Raw genomic sequence first — 18,993 nt, 5'->3', positions numbered from 1 at the left:
TCGTAATCAGACGTGGTACTCGCCGCAGTTGACGTCGAGGGTCTGGCCGGTGATGGCATTGGCCCACGGCGAGGCCAGGAAGACGACGGCCTGGGCGATCTCATCGGGCAGCGGCAGCCGCTTGAGATCGGATTTGGAGGCGGTCTGCTGGTACACCTGCTCCTGCGTGATCCCGTACTTCTTGGCGATCTCGCCGAAGTACCACTTCAGCTGTTCGGTCCAAATGTACCCGGGAGCAACGGTATTGACGCGAATACCCTTCTCCCCCAGCTCCGTCGCGAGGGTCTGCGACATGGCCAGCAGCGCCGACTTGGCGACCTTGTAACTGCCGTAGCGGGGCTCGGAGTGCCGCAGCACCGCCGAGTTGATCATGACGACATTGCCCTTGGTCTCGGTGAGCACCTCGGTGAACGCCTGCGTCATCCGCAGCCCGCCGAGCACCGTGAGTTCGATGCTGTCGCGAATCTGCTGGAAGTCGGTGCGCGCCAGCGGCTTCATGGACGGCACCGAAAACGCGTTGTTCACCAGCACATCAACCTTGCCGAAGGTCTCCACACTGCGCGCGAGCAGATTCTGTACCTGCTCGTCATCGGTGATATCGGTAGGCACGCAGAGGGTTTCGCCGCCCTCGGCCTCGATCTCGGCCGCGACCTCCTTCAGCTTGGATTCGGTGCGCGCCGCGAGTACCACCTTCGCGCCCGCCGCCGCGGCCTCCAGGCAGATGGACCGGCCCAGGCCCGGTCCGACGCCGCTCATGACGACAACCTTGTCGTTGAGCAGTCCCGTTTCGAGCCTGGTCATCCCAGCATCCTCCCTGCGAAAGCCCGCTGACGAGTGGCGATTCGATCACGCCAGCCCGCCTCGTCGATCTGATTGTGCGCGAAGTGCGGCAGCCGTTCGGCCACCTTGTCGAAGGGCACCAGTTCGATGGTGGGCCCCTGCTCCGGAGTAATGGGTGCGGACACCCGCTGCCAGCGGAACTGCAGAATGCCGAGCTTGCGCCCGGTGGTCTCGATCCAGTTGGCGATCCCGGGATTGCGCGCGGAGACCACCATGCGGATCAGGCCGTCCGGATCGACCTGTGCCTGAGCATGATTGAGGCTGGTCTGGTGGTTGGAGTAGTCCAGCGAGATGTACCAGCGGCTGCCGAGCTGGAAACCCTGGTACGGCGCATCGGATTTCGGCACGGTGATGATGAGCGCCTGATCGTCCTCGAGCTCGAAATGCCCCACCGAGGAGTACTGCGTGCTCAAACCACCCGGCGTGAGCCGGGGTTCGGTCAGGGTATTGACCGGCAGGTTCAGATAGAACCACTTGGGGAAGTTGAACCAGGTGTTCACCCGGGTCAGCAGCATGCGACCCGCCGCACGGTACCGCTTGCGCGAGGCGGTGACATCGGCCTCGACCGGAGCGGTGCCGATGGTGTCGATCCGCTCGATCCGAATACTGCCCTTGCGCTCAGTCGCCCAGTCGCTGTACACCTCTCGCACCGCGAGCATGGACGCGCCCTCGCCGAGCACGAAGTAGTTCGGCCCCGGATTCTCCTTGGGCGGGCCGAACCGCAGCTGATAGCTGCCGTCCGCGGCGATCTCGAGCCGCCGGTCGTCGAAGGCATCGTCGCCATTGGGCACATCGGTGGCGGTGTAATCGCCCTTGAGCACCTGAAAGCTCAGGTCGGCCGTATTCCCGCGCACACCGGTGAGCAGGTATTCGCCGTCCGGCTCGACGGTGGCGTGGTAGTACAGCGTGTCCGGATTATCCAGGCCCATCTTGGTATACGGCCCGGTGGAGGTCACGAAGTACGGGTGCGATTTGCCGTGCGCCCGCGAAAGCTGCAGTACCGCGGCAATACTGCCCTGCAGATAGTCGTAGCCCTCGGCGAGGTCATGCTCGTCGCGGATGAATTCCGCTCCGGCGATGAGCTTCTCGGCCTCCGCGACCGCGGCCAGGAAAGGCTCGGTCAGCGGTAGTTCGGCCTGGTCGTTAGTGGGTTCCATCAGGCGTCAGCACTTCCTTCAGAGAGATGGGGCCTAGGAGATGAAGCCGAGTTCGGTACGGATGCGCAGGGCGACCTCGGCCGGGGTGCCCTGATCGGGAGTAATGGTGAGTTCGGCGTACTCGGGCCGCTCATACGGTGAGGAGATGCCGGTGAACTCGGGCAGCTCCCCCGAACGCGCGCGCTTGTACAGGCCCTTGGGATCGCGCAGCTCGCACTCCTCTAGCGGAGTGTCCACGAAGATCTCGTGGAACGGCAAATGCCTGCCCGAGTGCAGCTTTCGCGCATCACGCCGCTGTTCGCGGAACGGGCTGATGAGCGAGACGATGGCAATAGTGCCCGCATCGGCGAACAATGCGGCGGTTTCGGAAACGCGGCGGATGTTCTCCCGGCGGTCCTCATCGGTGAACCCGAGATTGCTGGTGAGCCCGTGCCGCAGATTATCGCCGTCGAGCAGATAGGCGGGTCGCCCGGAGGCGATCAGCTGCCGCTCCAATTCCACCGCGATGGAGGATTTTCCGGATCCGGACAGGCCCGTCAGCCAGATCGTCGCACCTTCGCTCAAACGCTGGGTGCGCTCCACCGCGGAGTTGTGCCACACCACATTCGCCCGCGGCCGCCGTCCCGTGGCGCGATGTCCGCGATCACTGGTGGCCTCGGTGAGACCCGGCGTCCGGGCGGTGATCATGCCCGCTGCCACAGTCTGATTCGTGGTCTCATCGACCAGAATGAAACTGCCGGTGGCGCGATTGTCCCGATACGGGTCGAACATGATCGGCTGCCGGGCGTGCAGGGTGACGCGCCCGATGTCATTGAGCGCCAGCTGATCCGCCTCCGTCTGCCGGTGCAGGGTGTTCACATCGAGCCGGTAGTCCAGCTCGGTGACCCGCACCTTCGAGTTCTGGGTGGCGGTGCGAATGCTGTAGTCATTGCCCGCCCGCAGCTGCGCGGTATCGGAGAACCAGCACACCATGGCGTCGATCTCACGATCCTGATGCGGCTGATTGCCGGGCCGGGCGAGCATATCCCCACGGCCGATATCGATTTCGTCGTCGAGGGTGAGCGATACCGCCATCCCGGCGAACGCTTCCTCGATCTTGCTGCCGCCCGGTCCCCAGATCTCCGTCACGTGACTGGTGCGGCCCGACGGCAGCGCCACCACCTCATCGCCGGGCTTGAAGATGCCGCCCGCGATGGTGCCCGCATAACTGCGCTGGCTCTCGCCGTGCGGGCGGATCACGTACTGCACAGGCAGTCTCGTATCGATGAGGTTGCGGTCGGAGGCGATGTGCACCTCTTCGAGATGCCGCAGCAGTGTCGGCCCCGGATACCACGGTGTGTGCTCGGACATATCGACCACATTGTCGCCGTGCAGCGCCGAGAGCGGAAGGAAACTGAGGTCGCCGACATCGAGCTTGGTCGCGAAATCCGCGAATTCCGAACGGATTTCCTCGAAGCGCTGCTCGGACCAGTCGACCAGATCCATCTTGTTCACACACAGCACCAGGTGCCCGACGCCCAGCAGCGACGACAGGAAGGCATGCCGGCGCGTCTGCTCGGAGACGCCCTTGCGGGCATCCACCAGAATGAGCGCCAGATCCGCGGTGGACGCGCCCGTCACCATGTTCCGGGTGTACTGCACATGCCCCGGGGTGTCCGCGATGATGAATTTCCTACGCGGAGTGGTGAAGTAGCGGTACGCGACATCGATGGTGATGCCCTGCTCCCGCTCGGCGCGCAGCCCGTCGGTGACCAGCGCCAGATCCGGCTGACCGCTGCCACGGGCCAGGCTGACCCGCTCGAGCGCGTCGAGTTGATCGGTGAACAGCGATTTGGAGTCGAACAGCAGACGCCCGATGAGGGTTGATTTGCCGTCGTCGACACTGCCCGCCGTGGCGAGCCGTAAAAGGTTGCGGCGCATCAGAAGTAGCCCTCTCGCTTGCGATCTTCCATGCCGGAGTCGGAGATTCGGTCGTCGGCGCGGGTGGCGCCGCGCTCGGTGAGGCGGGTGACCGCGGTTTCGGCGATCACGTCGGTGGCATTGGCGGCATCGGATTCGACGCAGCCGGTGCAGTCGGCATCGCCCAGGGTGCGGAAGCGCACGGTGGTCTCGAATACCTTCTCACCGGGCTGTGCGGTCAGGAACCTGTTGTCGGCCAACAGCATTCCATCGCGCTCGATCACCTTGCGGCGGTGCGCGTAGTACAGCGACGGCAGCGCCACCTCGGCGCGGTCGATGTACTCCCAGATATCGAGCTCGGTCCAGTTCGAGAGCGGGAAGACGCGAATGTGCTCGCCCTTGCGGTGTGCGCCGTTGTAGAGGCTCCACACCTCGGGGCGCTGCGCCCGCGGATCCCACGCGCCGAACTCATCGCGGAAGCTGAATACCCGCTCCTTGGCCCGGGCCTTCTCCTCATCACGCCGCGCGCCGCCGAAGACCGCGTCGAAGCGCTCCTCGCGGATGCTGCGCAGCAGTGTGGCGGTCTGCAGCCGATTGCGGGTCTCGCCCGCGACCTCGGTGACCCGGCCGGCGTCGATATCGTCCTGCACCCGGCCCACCAGCAGCTGCGCTCCGAGGCGATCGGCCGTCTGATCCCGGAAGTTGATGACCTCGTCGAAATTGCGCCCCGTATCGATGTGCATCAGCGGAAAGGGCAGCGGCGCGGGCCAGAACGCCCGCCGCGCCAGTTCCAGCATGACCGCCGAGTCCTTACCGCCGGAGAACAGCAGCACCGGCCGTTCGAAGGTGGCGGCAACCTCTCGAATAATGTGCACCGATTCCGCCTCCAGGGCGTCCAGGTGCGACAACTCGTATCCCGCGCGCATTCGCTTCACTCACTCGCCGCGTCTTCCGTCAACGTGCCCGTCCGGGTGGTGTCCACTCCGGGCTTGCGTTGTCGAATATTCGACGCTATTGTTCGATTATATGACACCGACGATAGGTCGCTAGCCTGTGACGGTCAATACCCCGCACTGAATTGGTACGTCACATCCGGGCGCCCACCCGCCGGAAGCCGCAGCAAGTACGAGCAGCAGAGGTCACCGTGTCTGAAATCAGCTCCGCCACCGCGCTGTCGGAAAGCACGCTCACCAGCGAATCGAACGCGGTCTCCCCGCCCACCCGGCGCGTGGTGCAGACCATCGAACTGCTGTCCCGGCATCCGGCCGAACATCTCTCGCTCGCGCGCATCATTCGCGGCACCGGCATGTCCCGCGCCACCGCGCACGCCGTGCTGACCCAGCTCACCGCCGACGGCTGGACCATTCGCGACGAGGACGGCAATTACTGCCTGGGCCTGGGTTTGATGACGGTCGCCCGGCGCGCCGAGGCCGCCTTCCCTATCCGCCGCCTGGCCGCCGACGCCATGCGCGAACTGGCCGAGGCGCACCAGGTTCCGGCCTTCCTGGCCGAACGCGAGCAGAATTCGATTCTCATCACCGAGATGATCGGCACCCCGTCGGTGCATTGGATGCGGGCCGGTCGCCGCATGCCCTTCGCGCCGCCGGTCTGCCGCGAATTCATCGCCTGGGCCCCGGAATCCGCGCGCCGGCAATGGCTGGCCGGCGCCGAACCCGCGCACCGGCCGCGGCTGAACGCGGTCCTCGATGCCATTCGCACCCGCGGCTATGCGGTCGAACGCCTCGCCGACGATTCCACGCCCATGCTGGAAGCCCTTGCGGCACTGCGGCATTCGCCCGTCACCGATCCGCTGCGGCACCGGCTCAGCGCCATGATCACCGAACTCATCACCATCGACTACCTGCCCGACGAGCTCGGCGAAGACAATGCGGTCGTGTCGGTCTCGGCACCGGTGTTCGCCCCCGACGGCACCGTGGTCGCCTCGATCGTCGCCTGCCCCGACACCCACCTGCCCGCAGCCCGCCTGCGCGACCTCGCCGCCGCCACCGTCACCGCCGCCGCCACGGTCGGAACCGCACTGCGCCGATGACAGCGGAGCGGGACTCGGGCAGGATCACGGGATGGACGTCCTCACCTCCCGCGAGATCTACTCCAACCAGTGGATAACAGTCCGCGAGGACATCATTCGCCGCCCCGATGGTGAGCAAGCCATCTACGCCCTGATCGAGAAGTCCGATTTCGCGATCATCGTGCCGCAGGACGGTGACCGCTTCCACCTGGTCGAGCAGTTCAGACATCCACTGCGCCAACGGTGTTGGGAATTTCCCGGCGGCGCCGTCGCCGACAAGAGCCTCGACCCGTCCGAGGTCGCGCGGCAGGAACTGCGAGAGGAGACGGGCCTGCGCGCCGAGCACCTGACCTACCTCGGCAGGGTCGCGCCCGCGCCCGCCACCAGCACCCACTACGGCCGCATCTACCTGGCGACCGGGTTGACGGAGGGTCCGCACGAGCGCGAACCCTCCGAACAGGACATGCGGGCGGCGTGGTTCTCCCGGGCCGAACTGGAAGCGATGATCACCGAGGGCGTGGTCGTCGACGCGCAGACGGTCGCCGCCTACGGGCTGCTGCTACTGCACGAGCGCAATAACCACTGAGCTACCGCCCGCCCGCGTTCTCGAGCGGGGCTACGGCGCCGCGCCCGGTCCTCGAGCCGAGTTACTCCGCCGCGCCCGGCAGTCGGGCTGAGCTGCTGCGCCTCACCCCTTACTCGAGCCGAGTTACTCCGCCGCGCCCGCGTACTTGATGAGTCCGGCGACGACGTCGGGGAAGTCGGCGGTGATCTGAGCACCGATCTCCGGGCCTGCGGCATCAGCGGCGGGTCCGGTGATCTCGGTCCGGTAGGTCACCATGGTGCGGCCGGGGGCGAGCAGTTGCAGCCGGTGGTCGGTGCGGATCTCGAAACCCTCGCCGGTGAAGACGTCGGCCCAGAGCCGGCCCTCGATGATCTCCACGAACCGCAGTTCGACAGTGTCACCCTCCGGTGAGGTCATCCGGAATGTCGTCCCGACGGCGAAAGGCCCGTCCAGCTCGAAGCTTTCGATGCCCGGATTCCATTCGGGCCACCGGTCCGGATCGGACCAACTGCGCCACAGCGCCTCCGGATCGACATCGGTCTCGGCGCTGTACTCGTACTCCCACATGAAGCGTGAGTCTTCCACTCCAGCGCTGTACACGCCGGTTCCCAACGGTGGCAATACGGCCGAATCCTCGTTTCCTCCCCCTAAGATGCAGTGATAGTTCCTATGCATGACCAAGAAGGTGGTCCCCACCACCGGCGCGCACTGCTGCGCCCCTGGATGAGCGAGGTTGGAACGTCATGAGTGGCAATCATTTCCGTAATCGCACGGCCTGTACCGCGGTACTCACCGGCATGGCGGCGGTGTCCCTCGCCATGGCGGGTACCGCCCAGGCCGATGCGCTATGGCCCGGTGGGCCCGATGTCCCCGGCGTGCCGTCCATCATTCAGCCGCCGGCGCCCGCGCCGGTCACGGCCCCCTGCACGTCCGAAGGGGCCCGGGTCTGCATGAGCCTCTCCGACAATGAGGCCTGGCTCATGGAGAACGGCAAGGTCACCTACGGTCCCACGCCCATTTCGCACGGGCGACCCGGGTTCGAGACACCTCCCGGGGTCTTCCACGTGGCCTCCAAGAAGGAGTACCACTGGAGCACCATGCACAATGCCGAGATGAAGTGGGCCGTGTTCTTCAACGGTGATATCGCCACCCATATCGGCCCGATCGAAGAGAAGTCGCACGGCTGCATCCGCATGACTCCGGAGGGCGCCGAAACCCTCTACCGCTGGGTCAACCCGGGCGATGTGATCGAGGTCGTCCGCTAGATCCGCACCACGCACAAGCGCCCCGCCGAGAACTTCGGCGGGGCGCTTGTGCGTGGTGAAGCCGGTGATCACCAAGGGAGCGGTCCGTATTCGACGTCGCCGACCATGTGGTGACCCCAGAGCTGGCCGGACGGGCCGTCCGCGGGCAGGGTGGCGAGGTGTACCGATGGCTCGGCCCCCTGAGTCGGGGTGCGAAAGCCGGTATTGCCGTTCAAGTCCGTGGCCGTGTAACCGGGATTGGCGGCATTCACCTTGATTGGGGTGTCCCAGAGTTCCTTGGCGTACATGGCCGTGATCATGTTGAGGGCGGTCTTCGAAGACGGGTAGGGGATGGCAGCCATCGGCCACATGGGGCTTTCGGGGTCGGTCATCAGTGCAATGGAGCCGACTTCGCTCGAGACGTTGACGATTCGGGCGGCCGGGGCGCGGCGCAGCAGCGGCAGGACGGCATTGGTCACAGCGACCACGCCGAAGACGTTGGTCTCATAGACCTTCCGCAAGGTGGCGAGAGTGGTGGACGAGGGCTTGTTGTCACCGTCGACGAACCCCCCGATGCCCGCATTGTTGATCAGGATGTCGAGGCTGCCGAACTCGGCGTCGATCCAGGTGGCGGCGCGGGCGATGGAGTCTTCGTCGGTCACGTCGAGCTGCACGAAATGAGCCTGTGCGCCTTCGGCTTTCAGCTTGCCGGCGGCAGCCTGGCCGAGATCCTTATCGCGGGCCGCGACGAGAACGGTGATGCCACGGGCGGCGAGTTGGCGGGCGGTTTCGTATCCGATGCCTTTGTTGGCTCCGGTGATGAGTGCTGTAGTCATGTCACTCAGCATCGCGCTCGAAACCGGTGCTGGGGAGGACCGGGTTGTACCACCCACCGAGGGCGGAAGTAGCCGACACTGGAGGCATGGCGGATCGAAGCGAACTGGCGGATTTCCTGCGCACCAGGCGGAATCGTCTACGGCCCAGTGATGTCGGGCTGCCGGATGGAATCAACCGGCGCGCACCAGGATTGCGGCGGCAGGAGGTCGCGCAGCTGGCCGGGATATCGGTCGACTACTACATCCGGATGGAGCAGGCGCGCGGAGCGAAACCCTCGCGGCAAGTGCTGACCGCGCTGGCGCGGGCACTGATCCTCACAGTGGACGAGCGTGATTACCTCTTCCGCATGGGCGGGGAGAATCCGCCGACCGTCGTCGGACCGAATCGTACTGTCCCGCAGTCGGTTCGAATCATCCTGGATTTGCTCGCCACGCCCGCATACGTCGTCGACGCCAGCTACGAGATCCTCGCCTGGAACGATCCGGCCATCCCCTTCATCGGCGATCTCGACGCTCATCCCGACCATGAACGCAATATGGTGCGTTGGATGTTCATTCAGGCCGGCGACCACCCGCAGTGGTCGGACGAGTCGATCCTGCACTTCGCCCGCTCCACCGTCGCCGATCTGCGCTCCGCCTACGCCCGCTATCCGGGCAACCCCGTCCTGGCCCGCCTGATTACCGAATTACTCGGCACCGCACCGCGTTTCGCCGACATGTGGAACTCACACGACGTAGAGGTCCGGCGCGGCCACAACAAACGCATCGACCACCCCGCACTGGGCCTCCTCGAATTCGAATGCCAGGTGCTCCACATCTCCGACACCGACCAGCGCATGATCGTCTACTGCGCCACCCCCGGCACCCCCACCGACACCGCCTTCCGCACCTTGGCCGCCGCCCGCCCAACGGCCCCCTGACCCAACCGAACCTGCCCACACACGAACTCCGCCCACCCGCTGAGCCACGTATCCGCCGAACTCGAGCGCACCTCTCACGAAATCGACACGCTGGTACACCGTTGCGATGGCTCGCACCAGCGATCCGCATTCGGCCAATAGAATCCGGGCAGATCCGGCCCGTCGACCTCGTGATGGGTACCTTCCTCACCGCTGCATCCCAGTACCCCCGCCCCGTTCGAGCACACTGCGTCAAGAGCTCACCGAAGCCGAGCATGCCGCGATCGCTCGCTCGCCCAATTCGCGTACGAGCCGCGCCCGTACGTGACGGGTTCGCCCACAGCTGTAACCGGGCGCCCTATCTCTTACCGACAGCCGCGCCACACCGGCACTTCACGCGAAGTCGGCACGGGCGCAGGAATTCTCGCTGACGGGTACATCCATGATCAAATCTCTCACCTTGCTCGCCTCGCTCGCGGTGGCCGCAAGCAGCTTCGGCCTCACCGCCGCCGACACCGGCGCCGAAGGCGGCCCCGCCTGTCTCTGGGCCGGTGCCGCCTACCCGCAGGGCGCGGACCTGAGCGCGGGCGGCTCCGACTACACCTGCGGATCACAGGGTTCCACCCCCTACTGGACTCGTGGGCCAGCGGCGGCATTCAGCACCGCGCCCAACCCCGGCGCGGACACCAATCCGTCGGGCAGATTCAGCGCGGGCGCACGCCAGCCCGGCACCGAGTACGAGGACACCTGCGTCGGCGACCAATTCATCCCGGGCCCCGGCGACGTCTACCAAGCTGTCCAGACCAGCGCCGGCCTGCTGTGGAAATCCGCAGGCCCGATCTCCCAATGGACTTTCGACCCCGGCGCGGTACACCCGCAAACCACCCGCTCCTCCGGCCTCTGCATAGACGGCGTCCTCACCTGACCCGCCCGTCCGCCCCCGAAATCCGTTGCGCCCCAGCAATGACGCTGGGCAGAGGATGACCAACGACGTTCATCCCCCGCACCGACCGTTATCCGCGACAGCGGGCCGTCAAGCCATCAGCCGCCCTCGTCACCCCGATGTCCGGCGGCCGCCATCGAACGAGACATGCTGCAGCACTACGGATGTAAATCCCGGCCGAAGTCACACAGGATGACAAAGGTGATGGCCGCCCGGATCTCAGTCCCGACAGCGGTATGGCCGAGCCGGGCCATATGGGGCCGAGCAAGGCGAGCCGTGCCAGGCGAGCCGGGTGGCGGCGGAGCACGGACCAGCCGGGCCGGGCGGGCCTAGCCGACCGCGCAGGACATAGCCAGATCGGTTGGGGCGGTCCCCGGTCAGGTGGTGGGGTTCGAGATCAGGTAGCGCTGGATGGTTGGGCCGATGTCGGCGATCAGTTGGTCGGGGGTCAGGGCTACTACCGGAGGGATGCGGAGGACGTAGCGGCAGAGGGCTATTCCCAGCATTTGGGTGACGATGAGGGCGGCGCGGCGGGGGGCGTCGGCGGGGTCGCCGACGGTGAGGACCGAGGGCATGACCTGTTCGGCGAAGATTCGGCGGACGCGGTCGGTGACCGTGTCGTCGGTGACGGCGGAGCGCATCAGGGTCAGGATGATGTCATTGCCGGGCGCTTCCTCCCAGAGTGCGAGGAAGCGGCGCACCATTACTTCGCCTAGCGAATCCTGCTGTGCGACACTGAGATCCGGCAGGTCCAGGCGGATGTCCACGGCGGCGGCGAACAGGCCGTCCTTATTGCCGTAGTAGCGCATGACCATCGACGGGTCGATTCCGGCGTCGGCCGCGATGGCGCGAATGGTCGCCTTCCGGAACCCGTCCTCGGCGAATCTCCGGCGCGCGGCTTCGAGGATCGCGGCGCGGGTGGCGTCGGATCGGCGCGGGGTGCTCTCGGCTGTCATGCCAACAACTGTAGGCCAACAAGTGTTGACACGCCCCCGACGGGGTCCTAATGTCTAAGTCAACAGATGTTGGCCAACAGATGTTGGCAAAGCTCGAGGAGTCGACATGAACACCATTCCCGCCGCCACCACCGTCGCCATCGTCGGCGCGGGTCCGGCCGGTCTGACCGCGGGCATCGCGCTCGCCGACGCGGGCATCGAGGTGGTACTGCTCGACCGCCTGGCCGAAGGCGCGAACACCTCCCGGGCCGTCGTGGTGCACGCCCGCACCCTGGAAGTGCTGGCGGACTACGGAATTGCCGATCAGCTCATCGAACACGGCATCCAGACCCCGAACTTCGTCATGCGGGACGGCGAGCACGTACTGGCCCGGGTCTCGTTCTCGAAGCTGCCCACCCCGTACCCCTACGCCCTGATGATCGGGCAGGAATCCACCGAGGCCATCCTGCTGGCCCGGCTGGAGAAGGCGGGCGCACAGGTGCACCGCCCCTACGAGGTCACCTGTCTCACCCAGGACGGTAGTGGCGTCACGCTCGAATACACCGGCCCGGAGGGCACAGGCTCCCTGCGTGCGGACTATGTGATCGGTGCCGACGGCATGCACAGCAAGGTCCGCGAGGCCGCGGGCATCGGCTTCACCGGTTCCACCTATCAGGAATCCTTCGTCCTGGCCGACATCCATATGACCTGGCCAGACCCGCGCAACGAGGTCTCCCTGAGCCTGTCTCCCGAGGGCGTCACCGTCGTCGCGGCCCTGCCCGATGCGACCGGCACCCGCTACCGCGTAGTCGCGACGATCGCCGAGGCCCCCGAGAAGCCGAGCCTCGAGGATGTGCAGGCGATCCTGGACCAGCGCCGCCCCGACTCGAACGTGAAAGTCCATGACGTGCTGTGGAGCTCACGCTTCCGCGTCCACCACCGCCTCGCCGACCACTACCGCGCCGACCGCGTCTTCCTCGCCGGCGACGCCGCCCACGTGCACAGCCCCGCCGGCGGCCAGGGCATGAACACCGGCATCCAAGACGCCGCCCTCCTCGGCACCCTCCTGGCCCGCACCCTGCACGGCGCCCCCGACCTCCTCGACACCTACGAAACCACCCGCCGCCCAGTAGCAGCCGGCGTAGTGAAATTCACCGACCGCCTGACCCGCATGGCCACCCTTCGCCCCCGCCCAGCCCGCCTCCTCCGAAACCTCCTCATCACCACCGCAACCCGCATCCCCGCAGTCCGCAACACCCTCGCCCACCAACTCTCCGAACTCTCCACCCGCTAACCCCCACCCCCACCAAAAACTCCGCCCCCCAGCCACGGCCGGGGGCGGATGTCGTTATCCCGCAACACCACCGGAACCCAGCTGAACAACCGATCACCAGGAACTGACGGCGGCATCGCCCGAGAAGCGCCCGCCACCATTTCCTGGTGATCTTGAGGGCTGGTTCGGGTGCGGGGTCAGCTTACGGAGACGAGGGCGTCTCGGGCTTCCATGAGGGCGAAGCCGAGGAGGTTTTCGCCGCGCCATTGGGCGGGGTCGGCGGCGGCTGGGTTTTCGGCGCCCAGGCCGATGCCCCAGATGGTGTCGCGGGGGGCGGCTTCGACAAGGATTTTGTCGCGGGTGGCGAGGAGGAAGTCGCGGAGGGGGTCGTGCTGGCCGAATTTGGCGATGCTGCCGCGCATGACGATGTCGAAGCGATGGGCTGCCCAGGTGGTCTGGTCGAAGCCGCGGACCTCGCGGCCCAGGCGTTTGGCGTCGGCCGGGGTGGCGCTGGCCAGCACCCGGTCGCGGACCTCCTCGTCACCGAAGAGGCGGGCCTTTTCGCCCATCATGAAATGCTCTGCGCTGCGGTAGGTCTGGCCGTCGACGGTGAATTCCACCGGCCACCACTGGCTCAGAACCCACTTGCCCACCTCATACCCGGGGGTGCGCGTATGCCCCCAGAAATAGAGGAATTCCGGTGTTGCCCCCGCCGCCATTTCGGCGGTCAATTGTGCCCTGTCCACAAATCCCGACCCTAGTCGACCGCCATGACAGCCTCCGACCCAATATTCGCCACACCGCCGGACCCGCCGCCGAAACCAGGATCAACCGGACGATCCCCGCGAGACTTCGCACCCCAACACACAATCAGATCACCAGACTTCGCGGACCCCGGCCAGAAGCCGGCCGGATGACTGAAGGTTGCCCGGACACCCCGGGCGAGCGGCCACCCCGACCATGCGGAGAGTTGCCGGGACACCCCAGCGCGGAGCCATCCCCGGCCATGGGGCGCATCGCGCGAAACCCTCAGTAGCCGGGCAGCGCGCGAAGGCAGGCCATGACCTCGGCGGAGGGGTGGTCCTTCACTCGATAGCGGGGCGGGTCGTACCCGTCGACCGGCGTCAGATCGATGTGCGCCACAACGTCTTCCCACGCGGCCCGGACAACCTCGCCACCACTGGTCACCATGCAGACGAAGTGCGCTCGCGGCAGCAGTGTGGGAACGCCGTCGGTCCAGGGCGTCATAGTGTGCGAAGTCCCATCGGGCGCACGCACATGCATGAGTTCGCTGACCGCTTCCTCCCGAAACCGATCGGCGCGTAGATGTTCGGTCTGGCTGCGATAGGTACTGGATGCCAGCCCCACCTCGAGCCGCCGCAGCGCGTGCCAGGCCGCATGCTCTTCCGGGAGCCGCAGCGGCACCAGCTCGCCCTCCTCGTCCACCGTGTACGGCAGCGGTGAGAGCGGCCGCAAGGCCTCGCCGTATTTCTCCTCCGCCATTTCCAGGAAGACCGGCAGCTGTTCCTGGGCCGCCCCCAGCACCACGAACATGCCCAGATGCCCGGGTAGCAACACCATCGGGCGCACACCCGTCCGCGCCCGCACACCGGCCAGCCAACCGCCGAGCAACGGCAGCGACCCGACATAACTCTCGCCGTCGTCATCGGCGAATTCGAGAACCCTGATCCCCGTACAGGGTTCGAATGCCTCCAGCGTATTCATCGCCAGCCCCGCCATATTCATATGCGCGGACCGGAACACCCGATCGGCGTCCACACCCCAGCGCTGCAGATCAACGGTGGTGACAAAATGGACCGTGCTCGGATTGTCGACCACGATCATCTCGATCAAATACGGCAGCGCCGGCCGCCACACCATTACCTGGCGGCTGTCGAAACCCTCGAAATCCAGGTGAATACGCCCGGATCCACGCAGCACCGGACGTAGTCGCCCCACCACCGAATCCCAGGTGTCCGGCGCACCCTCGGACAGAAACGCCTGCAGCAGATCGGCGACCCGACGCCGGCGCTCCTGATCCGGCTGCCCCTGACAACGTTCGAACAACGTGTGCAGCACTATCTTCCCGTGCCCGGTATCCCGGAATCGGAATGCGACCTCGAACGCCTCGATATCGAATTCCGCCGAATCGATCCCCTCGTACTGCTGTACCTGCGCGAGCACCTTGTTGCCGAACCGATTTCGCTCCAACCTCATATCCCCGCCCGAAGAACTCATGGCGCGGACTATACGTATATCCACCGACAGTTCGGGCCGCTTCCGGCCCCGCGGACAACCCCCGCGAATTCACAGCGAACCGAGCCGATGTAACCGGAAACATGCTGTTCACACCGTGTCTCACCCCCGCTCACCGGGACGGCGGTCCAAGTACGAGCACAACCGGCGCGACTATGGTTAGCTGTAGCGCCATGAGCACGTCCCTCTCCACCCCGCCGGCAGAATTCCTCCCCCGCGATACCGCGGATGTGGTTCGCACCGTGCGGGATTCGCGCACGGCAACGAAACCGCTGATCATCCGCGGCGGAGAGCGCCCGGACGAGGAACTCTCCCTCCCGGAGCAGGGCAGCGTGCTGTCCATGCGCAGGATGAACCGCGTCCAGGTCGTCGACGCGGACGCCCGCACCGTGCGGGTGCAGGCGGGGGCGCGGCTGTCCGATATCGACCGCACCCTCGGCGCACACGGCCTGGGGCTGCCCATCGTCGGCGATCATCGGGATATCACCGCGGGCGGATTCGCGGCGGTCGGCGGGCTCAGCGCCGCCTCGCACCGCTTCGGCATGTTCAGCGACAATGTGGTGGAGCTCGAATACGTCGATCAGGACGGACGTTTCGGCACCTGCGGCCGCAATCATCACACCGAGCGCTTCCGCCGAATTCTGGGCGGCGGCGGCCGCACCGGCATCATCACCGCGCTCACGCTCGAGGTGACCGATGTGGACAAGGACCGCACCTGGCTCACCACCGACGCGCATCGCTTCCTGGACTTCGACACCTTCGTCGAGCAGTCCTACAAGGAGATTCAGTCCCCCGGCGGCGCCATGCTGCAGGTGGGCCGCTGGGTGGACACCGCACCGCTGAAGGTCTCCCGCCCGGTCGGCACCGGCTCCGTGCAGCTCGGCACGGTCCGCTTCGGCCAGTGGTCCGCCCTGCACCCCACCGCCCCCAATCTGTCGCTGCGGGCGCGGCGTGAGGTCGGCGCCCGCGCCCGGAAGTCCTTGGGCGCCATTGCCGCCTCGGCCGGCGGCCGCGCCGGTATGCCGGTCCGCAATGCCGCCGCCGGTGCGCTCATGTTCGCTCCGAAGGTGCTGACACTGCGCGATGCGGAGTACCTGGCCGATACCGTCATCAGTTCCTCGGAACGCGGAGCGGCCTACCGCATCTCGGTCTTCGCGCCCATGTCCACCTATCCGCGGGTCTTCCACCGCCTGCACGATCTGTTCTCCGGCCATCGCGAGAGCACCGGCTGCTTCACCGTCATCTCGGCCCTCACCTATGGCGTGCGGTCCACCTACCTGCACGAACTCGATGACGAGGACCACGGTTTCATTACCTTCACCTGCCGCCTGCGCCCGGCCGCGCTGCCCTCGGAACTGTTGCGGGACATCGTTTCCTCGATCGACGAGATCTGCCTCGCCGAACGCGCCCGGCGTTATGACCCGACCGATTAGAATGTGTTCCGCCGCACCGCCAGCAACCGGTTAGCAGCCGGTTCGGCGGTGCGGACGGTATCGGTACTGTCGGCGGGGCACCGGTACATGGTTCAGCTCAGTAGTCCGTGTCACCCCACGAGGGTCGGCGCGGATCTCCACGTGACTGAAGGTTGCCTGTCCCATGGTCGAATTCCGTGCTGCCCGCCGCCCCCGTCCCGCCGTGAATACCATTGCGGGTAAACGCATTGTCATCACCGATGCGTGCTCCGATATCGGCCGGGCCACCGCCCGATTACTCGCCTCCCACGGCGCAGAGGTCCTCCTCGTCGCGCGCCGCGGGAGCCAACTCGTCGAAGACTGCGCTGCCATCATCGAATCCGGCGGGCGCGCCCACTGGAACCGCTGCGATATCTCCGCCCTCGGCGATGTCGATCAGCTCGTCGAATGGCTGCTCACCGAATTCGACAGCATCGATGTTCTTGTCAACAATGCCGCCCGTCCCTCGCGCCGTCCCGTCCTGGAATCCCTGGACCGCTTCCGCGATTACCAGCGCACGATGGCCGTCAACTATTTCGGACCGCTGCGGCTCACCCTCGGTCTACTACCCGCCATGCTGGCAGGCGGCTCGGGCCATGTGGTGAATGTCGGCCCCTGGAGTCCGACCACCGGCGCCGCACCGAATTTCGGGGCCTACGCCAGTTCCCAGGCGGCGTGGACCACCTTCGGCCAGTGCGCCGACGCCGAATTGGCCCCGCGCGGTATCCATGTCACCGCGGTGCACTATCCGGCCTTCCGCATGGACTCCGCCGCACCGACCTACTACACCCAGCAGCCGATCCTGAACCCCGCGCAGGCGGCCGGTTGGATCGAGACGGCAATTCGGACCCGCCCCAACCAGATTCAGCCCCGCTTCCCCCGCGCCCTGCTCGGCCTCGCCGGCATGGCCCCGCGCACCACCCGCCTGAAACTCGCGCTCGGCATCTGAGGACCAGCTCCATCCGATGAGGGGAGGCGGGGTGCCCGGCAACGGCCACCCCGCCTTTCGGATACAGCACCCCGTCATCCCGGTGTGCCTTCGGCCGGGATCCACAGGCGACCGCACACAGCGAAGCGCCCCACCGGAATCCGGTGGGGCGCTTCACGAATCTCAGTACGAGCGACTCAGTGCTTCTCAGGTCCGATGTGGTACTCGAACACCAGCCCGCCGGCCGAGAACAAGATGCAGAGCACGCCGACCGCGATCAGCCAGTACTGGAAGAACGCGAAGCCGAGGGCGGCAACGGAACCCGAGGCGGCCAGCAGGATGGGCCAGAACGAACCGGGCGAGAAGAAGCCCAGGTCGCCGGCGCCGTCCGCGATCTCCGCCTCTTCGAAGTCTTCCGGACGCAGGTCCAGTCGACGGGCGACGAAGCGGAAATAGGTACCGACGATGATCGCCAGACCGGCCGTCAGCACGATGGCGGTGGTACCGGCCCATTCGACGCCGGTACGCGACTGGCTGGTGAAGTAGCCGTATACGACGCCCACGATCGCGAAGAAGACCGCGAGCAGTTCGAAGATGCGAGCTTCGACCTTCATATCAGTTCATCCCTCACTTGACTTCGGAGGCAAGTTCATTGCCACGCGCATCGCGCTTGGTATTGAACGGCTGGGTGGTGACTGCCAACGGTGCCTCGCCGATACTCTGCAGCGCTGCGGCATTGGTCTGACCAGCCTTGCGCGCATCCATGTACTTCGTGAAGTTCTCCGGCGACACCGCCCGAACCTCGAAGTTCATCATCGAGTGGAACGTTCCGCACATCTCGGCGCAACGGCCGACGAACGCGCCGGTCTTCTCGATCTTGGTGATCTGGAAGATGTTGTCCGAGTGGTTCTGCTTCGGGTTCGGCATGACGTCGCGCTTGAACAGGAACTCCGGCACCCAGAAGGAGTGGATGACGTCCGCGGCGGCCAACTGGAACTCGATGTTCTTACCGGTCGGCAGCACCAGGATCGGAATCTCATCCGAGGTGCCGACAGTCTCGACCGTGTCGTAGTTCAGGTACGAGATGTCATTGGCCGGCAGACCGTTGTTCGGTCCGGGCTGCGGGTGGCCGTCGGCCGTCCGCTCCTTGTACTCGTCCTGGATCTGCTTGTTCACATCCTGGCGGGCATGATCCACACCGTCGAGCTGGTAACCGCCCGGGCCCTTGAAGTCGACCTTCTGGTAACCGAACTTCCAGTTCCACTGGAAGGCCGTCACATCGACGACGACATCCGGGTTCGGCACCTTCTCGGCCACGTAGTTCTGCACCACCACGGTGAAGTAGAACAGCACCGCGATGATCACGAACGGAGCAGCCGTGTAGCTCAATTCGAGCGGCACGTTGTAACCGGTCTGCCGCGGGAACTCCGGGGAGTCCGCCTTCTTACGGTGGAATGCGATCGTCCAGAAGGTCAGACCCCAGACCAGCACGCCCATCACCAGTGCGGCGATGACCGACCACGTCCACAGCTCACGCATTCGGGTGGCCTGCGGCGTGACGCCCGAGGGCCAACCGAATCGCAGCCACGGGTTGTCGATCGAGCAGCCGGAGCAGAGCATCGCGGTGATGCCCAAGGACACCGCCAGCCCGGCCCGTCGAAGGATGCGGCCCCGTCGACCCTGGGCGGGTCGTGCCCCTATCGCTTCGCTCGCCTTGTGCGCCACGCTCAACGCCTTC

Annotated in this window: 19 protein-coding genes; 8 read left to right on the top strand and 11 right to left on the bottom strand. The window is 66.1% G+C overall.

Translation table 11 applies throughout. From position 1 onward, the window contains the following. Nucleotides 1–6 precede the first annotated feature (6 nt). From OG716_RS00585 to cysD, 4 genes are read right to left on the bottom strand one after another with little or no spacing between them, the layout of a single operon-like run. Entirely contained in the window at nt 7–801 is a 795-nt protein-coding gene (locus OG716_RS00585; protein WP_405135789.1) for an SDR family oxidoreductase, read from the bottom strand. Next, entirely contained in the window at nt 798–1,997 is a 1,200-nt protein-coding gene (locus OG716_RS00580) for a hypothetical protein (protein ID WP_405135788.1), read from the bottom strand. The genes OG716_RS00585 and OG716_RS00580 overlap by 4 nt, the downstream gene beginning before the upstream one ends. A 33-nt stretch (nt 1,998–2,030) precedes the next feature. Beyond that, the gene (cysC, locus tag OG716_RS00575) at nt 2,031–3,917 is read right to left on the bottom strand and encodes an adenylyl-sulfate kinase (protein WP_405135787.1); all 1,887 of its coding nucleotides are present in this window, start codon (nt 3,915–3,917) and stop codon (nt 2,031–2,033) included. Further along, nucleotides 3,917–4,822, bottom strand: coding sequence for a sulfate adenylyltransferase subunit CysD (gene cysD, locus OG716_RS00570; protein WP_405139426.1), 906 nt, complete (start codon nt 4,820–4,822; stop codon nt 3,917–3,919). Before cysD ends, cysC begins: the two co-directional genes overlap by 1 nt. A 218-nt stretch (nt 4,823–5,040) precedes the next feature. On the opposite strand from cysD, the gene OG716_RS00565 reads away from it, so the two are divergent. Both OG716_RS00565 and OG716_RS00560 read left to right on the top strand, forming a co-directional pair. After that, nucleotides 5,041–5,946 (top strand): helix-turn-helix domain-containing protein, encoded by a 906-nt coding sequence (locus OG716_RS00565; protein ID WP_405135786.1) that lies wholly within the window; start codon nt 5,041–5,043, stop codon nt 5,944–5,946. Nucleotides 5,947–5,977: 31 nt separating this feature from the next. Continuing rightward, nucleotides 5,978–6,511 carry an NUDIX domain-containing protein gene (locus OG716_RS00560; RefSeq protein WP_405135785.1) on the top strand — a complete coding sequence of 178 codons (534 nt, stop codon included), beginning with the start codon at nt 5,978–5,980 and terminating at the stop codon, nt 6,509–6,511. A gap of 123 nt (nt 6,512–6,634) precedes the next feature. Here OG716_RS00560 and OG716_RS00555 read toward each other — a convergent pair whose 3' ends face one another. After that, nucleotides 6,635–7,075 (bottom strand): SRPBCC family protein, encoded by a 441-nt coding sequence (locus tag OG716_RS00555; protein ID WP_405135784.1) that lies wholly within the window; start codon nt 7,073–7,075, stop codon nt 6,635–6,637. A 158-nt stretch (nt 7,076–7,233) separates the two neighbouring features. On the opposite strand from OG716_RS00555, the gene OG716_RS00550 reads away from it, so the two are divergent. Beyond that, entirely contained in the window at nt 7,234–7,755 is a 522-nt protein-coding gene (locus tag OG716_RS00550; RefSeq protein WP_355130951.1) for a L,D-transpeptidase, read from the top strand. Between the two features lie 68 nt (nt 7,756–7,823). Here the strand turns inward: OG716_RS00550 and OG716_RS00545 are convergent, their stop codons facing one another. Next, nucleotides 7,824–8,570: an SDR family oxidoreductase gene (locus tag OG716_RS00545; RefSeq protein ID WP_405135783.1), complete on the bottom strand. Its 747-nt coding sequence runs from the start codon at nt 8,568–8,570 to the stop codon at nt 7,824–7,826. Nucleotides 8,571–8,656: 86 nt separating this feature from the next. Here OG716_RS00545 and OG716_RS00540 point away from each other — a divergent pair, with 86 nt between their 5' ends. Further along, nucleotides 8,657–9,490: a helix-turn-helix transcriptional regulator gene (locus tag OG716_RS00540; protein WP_405135782.1), complete on the top strand. Its 834-nt coding sequence runs from the start codon at nt 8,657–8,659 to the stop codon at nt 9,488–9,490. Nucleotides 9,491–9,911: 421 nt separating this feature from the next. After that, nucleotides 9,912–10,394, top strand: a complete 483-nt coding sequence (locus tag OG716_RS00535) for a hypothetical protein (protein ID WP_405135781.1) — start codon at nt 9,912–9,914, stop codon at nt 10,392–10,394. Nucleotides 10,395–10,789: 395 nt separating this feature from the next. Here OG716_RS00535 and OG716_RS00530 read toward each other — a convergent pair whose 3' ends face one another. Next, nucleotides 10,790–11,368, bottom strand: coding sequence for a TetR family transcriptional regulator (locus tag OG716_RS00530; RefSeq protein WP_405135780.1), 579 nt, complete (start codon nt 11,366–11,368; stop codon nt 10,790–10,792). Nucleotides 11,369–11,474: 106 nt separating this feature from the next. On the opposite strand from OG716_RS00530, the gene OG716_RS00525 reads away from it, so the two are divergent. Next, entirely contained in the window at nt 11,475–12,641 is a 1,167-nt protein-coding gene (locus OG716_RS00525) for an FAD-dependent monooxygenase (protein ID WP_405135779.1), read from the top strand. Nucleotides 12,642–12,817: 176 nt separating this feature from the next. On the opposite strand, the gene OG716_RS00520 is transcribed toward OG716_RS00525, so the two are convergent. Then, a complete protein-coding gene (locus tag OG716_RS00520; RefSeq protein WP_405135778.1) occupies nt 12,818–13,366 on the bottom strand; it encodes an NADAR family protein in 549 nt (182 codons plus the stop codon). Nucleotides 13,367–13,649: 283 nt separating this feature from the next. After that, a complete protein-coding gene (locus OG716_RS00515) occupies nt 13,650–14,858 on the bottom strand; it encodes a hypothetical protein (protein WP_405135777.1) in 1,209 nt (402 codons plus the stop codon). 191 nt (nt 14,859–15,049) lie between these two features. Here OG716_RS00515 and OG716_RS00510 point away from each other — a divergent pair, with 191 nt between their 5' ends. After that, nucleotides 15,050–16,309, top strand: a complete 1,260-nt coding sequence (locus OG716_RS00510; RefSeq protein WP_405135776.1) for an FAD-dependent oxidoreductase — start codon at nt 15,050–15,052, stop codon at nt 16,307–16,309. Between the two features lie 163 nt (nt 16,310–16,472). Next, the gene (locus OG716_RS00505) at nt 16,473–17,276 is read left to right on the top strand and encodes an SDR family NAD(P)-dependent oxidoreductase (RefSeq protein WP_405135775.1); all 804 of its coding nucleotides are present in this window, start codon (nt 16,473–16,475) and stop codon (nt 17,274–17,276) included. Nucleotides 17,277–17,452: 176 nt separating this feature from the next. Here the strand turns inward: OG716_RS00505 and OG716_RS00500 are convergent, their stop codons facing one another. Beyond that, nucleotides 17,453–17,869: a cytochrome c oxidase subunit 4 gene (locus tag OG716_RS00500; protein ID WP_355130971.1), complete on the bottom strand. Its 417-nt coding sequence runs from the start codon at nt 17,867–17,869 to the stop codon at nt 17,453–17,455. Between the two features lie 13 nt (nt 17,870–17,882). Continuing rightward, nucleotides 17,883–18,875, bottom strand: a complete 993-nt coding sequence (locus tag OG716_RS00495) for a cytochrome c oxidase subunit II (protein ID WP_405139424.1) — start codon at nt 18,873–18,875, stop codon at nt 17,883–17,885. Nucleotides 18,876–18,993 lie beyond the last annotated feature (118 nt).

This window comes from Nocardia sp. NBC_01388 (assembly GCF_045040085.1).
Lineage (GTDB): Bacteria > Actinomycetota > Actinomycetes > Mycobacteriales > Mycobacteriaceae > Nocardia.
Note: the sequence above shows the minus strand (reverse complement) of the source record. Positions and strands in the feature narration are given on the sequence as shown.

Bases quoted from the DNA above. Each gene is read 5' to 3' on its own strand.
- OG716_RS00585 (WP_405135789.1), bottom strand. From the start codon at position 801: ATGACCAGGCTCGAAACGGGACTGCTCAACGACAAGGTTGTCGTCATG.
- OG716_RS00580 (WP_405135788.1), bottom strand. From the start codon at position 1,997: ATGGAACCCACTAACGACCAGGCCGAACTACCGCTGACCGAGCCTTTC.
- cysC (WP_405135787.1), bottom strand. From the start codon at position 3,917: ATGCGCCGCAACCTTTTACGGCTCGCCACGGCGGGCAGTGTCGACGAC.
- cysD (WP_405139426.1), bottom strand. From the start codon at position 4,822: ATGCGCGCGGGATACGAGTTGTCGCACCTGGACGCCCTGGAGGCGGAA.
- OG716_RS00560 (WP_405135785.1), top strand. From the start codon at position 5,978: ATGGACGTCCTCACCTCCCGCGAGATCTACTCCAACCAGTGGATAACA.
- OG716_RS00550 (WP_355130951.1), top strand. From the start codon at position 7,234: ATGAGTGGCAATCATTTCCGTAATCGCACGGCCTGTACCGCGGTACTC.
- OG716_RS00545 (WP_405135783.1), bottom strand. From the start codon at position 8,570: ATGACTACAGCACTCATCACCGGAGCCAACAAAGGCATCGGATACGAA.
- OG716_RS00540 (WP_405135782.1), top strand. From the start codon at position 8,657: ATGGCGGATCGAAGCGAACTGGCGGATTTCCTGCGCACCAGGCGGAAT.
- OG716_RS00535 (WP_405135781.1), top strand. From the start codon at position 9,912: ATGATCAAATCTCTCACCTTGCTCGCCTCGCTCGCGGTGGCCGCAAGC.
- OG716_RS00530 (WP_405135780.1), bottom strand. From the start codon at position 11,368: ATGACAGCCGAGAGCACCCCGCGCCGATCCGACGCCACCCGCGCCGCG.
- OG716_RS00525 (WP_405135779.1), top strand. From the start codon at position 11,475: ATGAACACCATTCCCGCCGCCACCACCGTCGCCATCGTCGGCGCGGGT.
- OG716_RS00515 (WP_405135777.1), bottom strand. From the start codon at position 14,858: ATGAGTTCTTCGGGCGGGGATATGAGGTTGGAGCGAAATCGGTTCGGC.
- OG716_RS00510 (WP_405135776.1), top strand. From the start codon at position 15,050: ATGAGCACGTCCCTCTCCACCCCGCCGGCAGAATTCCTCCCCCGCGAT.
- OG716_RS00505 (WP_405135775.1), top strand. From the start codon at position 16,473: ATGGTCGAATTCCGTGCTGCCCGCCGCCCCCGTCCCGCCGTGAATACC.
- OG716_RS00500 (WP_355130971.1), bottom strand. From the start codon at position 17,869: ATGAAGGTCGAAGCTCGCATCTTCGAACTGCTCGCGGTCTTCTTCGCG.
- OG716_RS00495 (WP_405139424.1), bottom strand. From the start codon at position 18,875: ATGCTCTGCTCCGGCTGCTCGATCGACAACCCGTGGCTGCGATTCGGT.